The organism is Micromonospora sp. NPDC047753 (assembly GCF_040642735.1).
Classification (GTDB): Bacteria; Actinomycetota; Actinomycetes; order Mycobacteriales; family Micromonosporaceae; genus Micromonospora.
On record NZ_JBEYSL010000372.1, the window covers coordinates 1 to 6,939 of the forward strand.

General features: G+C 70.9%; 6 protein-coding genes and 2 pseudogenes. 4 read left to right on the plus strand and 4 right to left on the minus strand.

The features are described from left to right. Positions 1-91: pseudogene (locus ABZ749_RS25705) on the minus strand (elongation factor Ts); the annotation flags it as partial. A 124-nt stretch (positions 92-215) separates the two neighbouring features. Here ABZ749_RS25705 and ABZ749_RS25710 point away from each other — a divergent pair. Together ABZ749_RS25710 and ABZ749_RS25715 are read left to right on the plus strand one after the other, a co-directional pair. Then, complete coding sequence (locus ABZ749_RS25710) at positions 216-668, plus strand: hypothetical protein (protein ID WP_357232167.1); 453 nt, start codon at positions 216-218, stop codon at positions 666-668. 111 nt (positions 669-779) lie between these two features. Then, a complete protein-coding gene (locus ABZ749_RS25715; protein ID WP_357232170.1) occupies positions 780-1,163 on the plus strand; it encodes a MerR family transcriptional regulator in 384 nt (127 codons plus the stop codon). Between the two features lie 96 nt (positions 1,164-1,259). On the opposite strand, the gene ABZ749_RS25720 is transcribed toward ABZ749_RS25715, so the two are convergent. Further along, positions 1,260-2,369: an ROK family protein gene (locus ABZ749_RS25720; protein ID WP_357232173.1), complete on the minus strand. Its 1,110-nt coding sequence runs from the start codon at positions 2,367-2,369 to the stop codon at positions 1,260-1,262. A 41-nt stretch (positions 2,370-2,410) separates the two neighbouring features. Between ABZ749_RS25720 and ABZ749_RS25725 the strand changes: the two genes are divergently transcribed. After that, positions 2,411-3,631 (plus strand): MFS transporter, encoded by a 1,221-nt coding sequence (locus tag ABZ749_RS25725; RefSeq protein WP_357232175.1) that lies wholly within the window; start codon positions 2,411-2,413, stop codon positions 3,629-3,631. 60 nt (positions 3,632-3,691) lie between these two features. Here the strand turns inward: ABZ749_RS25725 and ABZ749_RS25730 are convergent, their stop codons facing one another. After that, positions 3,692-5,020, minus strand: coding sequence for an alpha/beta hydrolase (locus ABZ749_RS25730; protein WP_357232178.1), 1,329 nt, complete (start codon positions 5,018-5,020; stop codon positions 3,692-3,694). Positions 5,021-5,106: 86 nt separating this feature from the next. Continuing rightward, the gene (locus ABZ749_RS25735) at positions 5,107-6,483 is read right to left on the minus strand and encodes a serine hydrolase domain-containing protein (protein ID WP_357232181.1); all 1,377 of its coding nucleotides are present in this window, start codon (positions 6,481-6,483) and stop codon (positions 5,107-5,109) included. 308 nt (positions 6,484-6,791) lie between these two features. On the opposite strand from ABZ749_RS25735, the pseudogene ABZ749_RS25740 reads away from it, so the two are divergent. Beyond that, positions 6,792-6,939, plus strand: a pseudogene (locus ABZ749_RS25740) (FAD-dependent oxidoreductase); the annotation flags it as partial.

Consider the following 6,939-nt stretch of genomic DNA (forward strand, 5'->3'; position numbering starts at 1 on the left):
GCCGCTCGGACTCGACGACCTCGGCCGGAACCTCGTCCCGGGTGAGGTACTTCGGCCGCATCGCGGCGATCTGCATCGCCACACCGCGGGCGGCGCCGCCGGCCCGTGCGGTCGCCGGTGGCGTGCCGACGCCGGGGCCGTCCGCCTCCGGAGGCTGAACCACCAGGCGCCCGGTGGGCTCTCGCCGCTGGCGCGGCGGCCCTACCCTCCGGGCCATGACGTACGAGCCGACAATGGTTCCCGGCCCGAGGCCCAACCGGACGCTTCGTACGGTCCTGATCGTCGTCGGCGCCCTACTGACGGTGTGCTGCGTCATCGGCACGTGCGTCGGCCTCTGGCTCTACCGCTCGGTCAAGGACACCGTCGAACCGGTCCGGGGGGCCGCGACGGCGTACCTCGACGACGTGCGGGCCGGCAACTACGCGGGCGCGTACGGGCGGCTGTGCGACCGGGTGCGCGACACCATGCCGCAGGAGGACTTCGCCCGGATCCAGAGCGCGCAGTTGAAGATCACCAGTTACGAGATCACCGGCGTGAACGTCAACAACTACAACGGGCGGGTCACCGGGACCGTCCAGGTCGAGGTGGTCCAGGCGGCCACCGGTGCGAGGTTCACGCAGGGGGTGGCGCTGGTCAAGGAGGACGGCGAGTGGCGCGTCTGCCAGTGAGAGACCGCACCGTCGCCGCGCAGAAGTTGGTGCGCGAGCTACGGTGAACCTGACGCTCACGTGAGGAAGAAGGCTGTGTGGCTGACGTCACCGGCTCGGAGGGAGGGGTCAATGCGGATCGGGGAACTCGCCACGAAGACCGGGGTGTCGGTACGAGCCCTGCGCTACTACGAGGAGCAGGGCCTCCTGACTGCCGCACGGAGCAGTGGCGGTCAGCGCCACTACCTCGACGACGCGATCGACCGGGTCTATCTGATCCAGATGCTGTACGCCGCAGGCCTGTCCAGCCGAACCATCCTGGACCTGCTGCCCTGCGTCGACGCGAAGGTCAACACACCGCAGTCGCGGGCCCTGCTGCGCGCCGAACGCGACCGCATCGATCGGCAGATCACCCAACTCCGGCAGGCGCGCAAGCGGCTCGACGAGGTGATCGCGGACAGCGAGAGCCCAGCCAGCGGATGCACTCATACGGGCACCGACGCCGTGATGGCGTAGCGACACGGCGAGGCCCCGTCGTCACCACCGGCCGCGATCTGCCCTCAGGGCGATCGGTGGCGGCCCAGCAGGGCGTCGCTTGGCGTGTCAAGTTGCTCAGCTGCCAACGATCACGGAATGGGCCAGCTCCGGGATGCCGTAGTGCTGGTCGAGGACCTGCATGGCGGCGCCCGCAGCGATCACGTCCGCGCCGAGGCTGGACAGGGCCACGGTGGCGCTGAGCCAGTCCGCGCGCAGGGTGTCCGCCCCGACCGCCTCGGTGACCGCCGCGAGATAGGTCTGCGGATGCCGCAGGAGGTCCGCGCCGGTCAGCACCACGTGGGCGAGGTCGAGGGTCTGGAGCAGGTTGACGACGCCGACGGCCAGCACGCGGGCGGCGTGTGCGATGTCTCCGGCCTCGACGGCGCGGTGGTGCACGATCTCCAGGCACCCGTGCCGGCCACAGACGCAGAGGGGCCCGGTCAGGTCGACGACGGTGTGGCCGAACTCGCCCGCGTTGGTGTGTGCCCCCCGGTGGGCCGCGCCGCCCAGCCAGAAGCCTCCGCCGATGCCCGACTCGACCATGATGAGGGCCGCGTCGCCGAACGTCGCGCCGTGCCGCCAGGCCTCAGCCGTGATCCCCGCGGTGACGTCCTTGTCCAGGTGGACGGGGAGACCGAGGTGTTTCTCGGCGATCTCGCGCAGCGGTACGTCGTGCCAGTGCCGCAGGCCGTGGGCGTCCCGGACCAGGCCGTTGGCGTGGTCGAGTGGGCCGATCATGCCGATGCCCAGCCCGGTGAGCCGGCCCCGCAGGTCGCCGGTGCCGGCCATCGTGTCGATGCCGGCGCTCAGGGCGTCGAGGAGTTGCGCCGGGGTGAAGTCGCGGGGCAGCGGGCTGACCGCCGAGTGGTGCACGGTGCCGGCCAGGTCGACCAGGACGAGCCGCAGCGTGCGTCGGGCCACGTGGGCGCCGATCGCGTACCGGCTGTCCGGGACGAGTTCGTAGACGACAGCGGGCTTGCCGATGCCTGGACGTCGGACGCCGGCGGGGCGGATCAGGCCGTCGGCGGTCAGCCGGGCGATGACCTTGGAGACCGCCTGTGGTGTCAGGCCGGTCGCCTCGACCACTGTCGCGCGCTCGAACGTGCGAGCCGTGCGCCCCACCGCCATCACGAGAGCCTGGTTGTAGCCGCGGAGGAACGTGACGTCGGCAGTGACGCGAGTCATCTCACCACCCTATTACGCAACGCTGTTGCTAAATTTTTTCGGTGATCGAGTTGAGTAGAGGTCGACGGCTGGCGGCGCTTGCCGCTCTGGCACTGGGCGGCGTCGCGGTCGGCCTGACCGAGTTCGTGGCGATGGGGCTGCTGCCCGACATCGCCCGCGGTCTGCTACCGCACGAGTACGCGCGGTCGTCGTCGGACGCCGTCGCCCGCGCGGGCTGGATGATCACCGCGTACGCGCTCGGTGTGGTCGTCGGCGCGCCGCTGATCGCCGCGTTGAGCGCGCGCCTGCCCCGCAAGAAGCTCGTCCTCGGGCTGCTCGTGATGTTCGCGGTCGGCACTGTCGCGTCCGCGCTCGCCCCCACCTTCGATCTGGTGCTGGTGGCCCGGTTCGTGGCGGCGCTGCCGCACGGCGCGTACTTCGGCGCGGCCGGTCTGCTCGCGGCGACCCTGATGGGCCCCGGTAACGAGGCCCGTGGTTTCGCCACAGTGCTCGGCGGTCTGACAGTGAGCAACCTGGTCGGCGTACCCCTCATCACGCGGCTCGGGCAGACGGTCGACTGGCGGGTCGCGTACCTGGTCATCGCCGGTTTCTTTCTGCTCACCCTGCTGGCGGTGCTGGCGGTCGTTCCGGAGGTCGCCGCGGCGGTCGACGGCTCGCCGGCCGCCGAGCTGCGGGCGCTGCGGACCTCGCAGGTCTGGCTGGTCGCCGCGACCGGCGCTGTCGGCTTCGCCGGCTTCTTCGCGGTGAACACCTACATCGCTCCCGTCACCACCGACGTCGCCGGTCTCTCCGCCGCGACGGTGCCGTGGACGTTGGTCGCGGTGGGTCTGGGGATGACCGTCGGCAACGCCCTGGGCGGCTGGCTGGCGGACCGCGACCTCCAGCGGAGCATGGTCATCGGCTTCGTGGCGATGATCGTGAGCATCGCCGTGTTCAGCCTTGTGGCGTCGACGAGCGTGGGCCTGTTCGTGGGCGCGTTCCTGGTCGGTGCGACCAGCCTGTATCTCGGTCCGGTCCTGCAGGCACTTCTGATCACCGTCGCCCCGGGAGCGCAACTGATGGGCGCGGCGGTCAACCAGTCGGCCATGAACATCGCGAACAGCCTGGGCGCCGCACTGGGCAGCGTCGCCATCGCCGCCGGATTCGGCTACCTCGCGCCAGCCCGGGTGGGTGTCGCTCTGGCGGTCGTCGGGTTGATCCTGGGGCTGGTCGGCTTCGCCGTCGGGCGACGAGTGCGCGAGCGGGTCCCGGCGACCGTCTGACGAGTGCGGATCCCGGCCACCGTCTCGACCTGAGGTGGCCGGGCCGCCCGCGAGGTGCGGTCAGAAGTCGTCCACGCTGACCGTCACCCGGTCGGTGCTCGATCTCCAGTTGGGCACGTTGATCACCTCGTGGCCGCCGCCGCGTTGGCCCACGGTGATGCGTACCAGGCCGAGGTGTGCCGGCGTCGCCGGGATGAAGACGTCCATGCCGGTGATGAAGGTCTGGCTGAAGAACTCCGGCAGCGGGGCCGACAGGTCGGTGACGCCGTCGCTGCCGTCGTCGAAGGCGAAGATGCCGATCGTCCGCTTGGCGCGTGGTGTGTTCGCCGCGTTCAGGACGTCCCTGCCGTTGATCCAGAGGTGGTCGCCGGCGTCGCCCTGGTCGCCCCACCACTCCTTCTGCCGTTGGATCGTGAGCGCCGTGTGCCGGTCGCTGGTCTCGACCAGGCCGCTGAGGCCCTCGCCCGGCTCGCTGGTCGCGAGGCGCAGGAACGAGTCCGAGCGGAGGAACGGCTGGAAGTAGAAGTGGTGGGTCGCGGCACCCGGGCGTACGACGGCGAACTCGTAGCGTGCCGTGGCGAGCACCGGGAGAGGGCCGAACGAGCCGTCGACGCCGAGCGACAGCCGATGCGCGGGCCGGTGTGACAGTCGGCCGCCGGTCAGTGGGCTGACCGGGTAGACCTCGACTGTCGCACCGGTGACACCGACGTTGCTCGGGAAGAGCACGGCGCGGCCGGAGACCCGGGCGGCGCCGAAGAGTTGCGGCACGATCCGCGTCGTGTGGGGCGCGTGGCCCCGGAGGAAGCCGAAGATCTCGGTGAACGACTCCGCCGACGACACGGTCTGGGTGTGCGACTGGTCCGGCAGGTGCACGTTCGTCGCGCCGACGACGGCGCGGGCCGGGTCACCCTCGCCCCAGATGGCGAGCGTGGGCACGCCACCCGGTGGGGAGGTCGCGGTGCGCCCGTCCAGGTTGACGTAGTGCGCGACCCGGACGGCGCGCTCCGGCGAGCTGTTGAGGTAGCCCTGCGAGACGAAGGTGCCCAGCGAGTGCGCGACGAGGTCGACCCGGTTCGCGCCGGTGGCCGCCAGCAGGCGGGAGATCCGTGCGTCGAGTCCCGCGTACACCTGGGGCAGGATCGTCGCGATGTTCGGGGAGTCGTACTCGTGGGCTTCGATGATGTCGATCGGGTACCCGTTACTGGCCAGACGTTTGGCCTGGGTCTCGAACTGCGCCGCTGACCCCGCGCTGCCGTGTACGAAGATCACTGGACGGTGTGTCGGTGTGGCGGCGGCTTCGGCGGCGCGTGGAACGGCGACGGCGGACAGGCTGGCCGCGAGGGCGACCCCGGCCACCACGGAGAGCAGGCTCCGGCGAGATGTGTGCATCGATCCTCCACCAGGACGGACGAAGTATTTGCACTACTAGCGCAAGTATCGTGTCAGGGTGGGGCGCGATGGTCCACACCTTCCGGTCAGTTGACCTTTGTGGCGAGCAGGTCGCCGACAGCGGCGCGGACCGGGTCGGGGTTCGACCAGCTCCAGTTGGGGTGCGCGCGGTTGGTGAGCAGCGCCAGGACGAGTTGGCGGTCGGGCGCGACCAGGAGCGAGGGGCCGGCGAATCCGGTGTGGCCGAAGGTCCGGGCCGAGGCGAGCCTGCCCATGAACCAGCTCTGGTTGAGCACGACGCCGAGGCCGTGCGCCGAGGTCCGGTTGGGGCGCTCGGGATCGATGGCGGGTTTGCCGGCGTTGTGGTTGGTGAGCATCCGACGCACCGTCGCCGCGGCGAGGATCCGTTTGCCATGGTGGGTGCCCTCGTTGAGGAGCAATTGACCGATGGCCGCGAGATCGGTCGCGGAGGCGAAGATGCCGGCGTGACCGGCGATGCCACCGAGGTGGTTGGCGACGTCGTCGTGGACGACGCCACGGAGCAGCCCTCGGGACGAGCGGGCGTCGGTCGCGACCAGTCGGCTGGCCTTCGCGGCGGCCGACAGCCAGCTGTTCGGGTTGAAGCCGGTGTCGCGCAGACCGAGCGGGCCGGTCAGGTTGGTCTTGAGCGCCTGGTCGAGCCGCTGGCCGGTGACCTTCTCGACGATCTTGCCGGCGACCATGAGCCCGACGCTGGAATAGCGGAACGTGTTCCCTGGCACCGCGCCGGAGATCAGCGGCGTGCCGAGCACGGCGTTCCAGCGGGCCGCGTTGTGGGGCAGGCCGGTGACCGTGGCGCCGACGGGAAGACCGCTGGTGTGGGTGAGCAGCATCTCGACGGTGATCTGCTCCTTGCCCGTGCCGGTGAAGGCGGGCAGGTAGTCACGCACCGGAGCGCCGAGGTCGACGCGGCCCTTGTCGACCTGCTGCAGCAGCAGGATGGCCGTGTACACCTTGGTGACCGAGGCGAGGTCGAAGATGGAGTCCCGGCGCATCGCGACGCGCTGGTTCGCCGCGAGCAGCTTCGGACCCGCCGTATACCGCAGCGCCTCACCGACCGCGGTGTGCACAGTCACCTTCCCGCCCACCACGACGAGAGCGACAGCACCGGGAAAACCCTTGTGTTGCACGGTCTGTGGGGTCGCGGGCAGGTGTCGCCGGAGCAGGGCGGTCACGTCCTGGGCGTAGGGGGCCTGACGCACCGGCGGGTTGCCGCCGACCGGTGCGTCCGGTGCCCTGAGCGGCGGCCCGGCGTCACCCGCCGCTCCGAATCCGACCCGGCTGCCGGTGGCGCTCTTCGCGGTCGCCGCGTCGCCAGTGCCGGCCGAGCCGGTGTCCGGCGCGCCGGTGGCACCGCAACCGGTGAGGGCGGAGGTCGCGGCGGCAAGGCCGGCCCCGAGCAGAGTTCGACGCGCGACGGACATGCCGGAGATCGTGACAGCCGGCCGGAGGGCGCGCCACCGGACCCGTCCGAACGTCGGACCCGTCCGGCCCATCGGACAACAGGCCGTCATCTGGCGGACACAGCCGGTCGCCGTTCAGGTGGTTGTGCGACGATCGGCGGGCAATACGTCGAACGACCGTCCACCGGTCTGTCCGCGCACGTTCGCTGACAGTTACCGGGGAGGGCACGCCCCCCGTAACCCCCTTGGAGAGCACCATGTCCCTCTCCCCGTCCCGGGTCTTCGCGGAACTGAACGCGCCGCGACCCCCTGACCAGCTGACTCCGACGATGGGCACGGCCGTTGTGGTCGGCGGCAGTGTCGCCGGTCTGCTGGCCGCCCGGGTGCTGTCCGACCACGCCGACACCGTCGTCATCATCGACCGGGACGACCCGCAGGTGACCGGCGCGCGGCCCGGCGTACCCCAGGGGACACAGC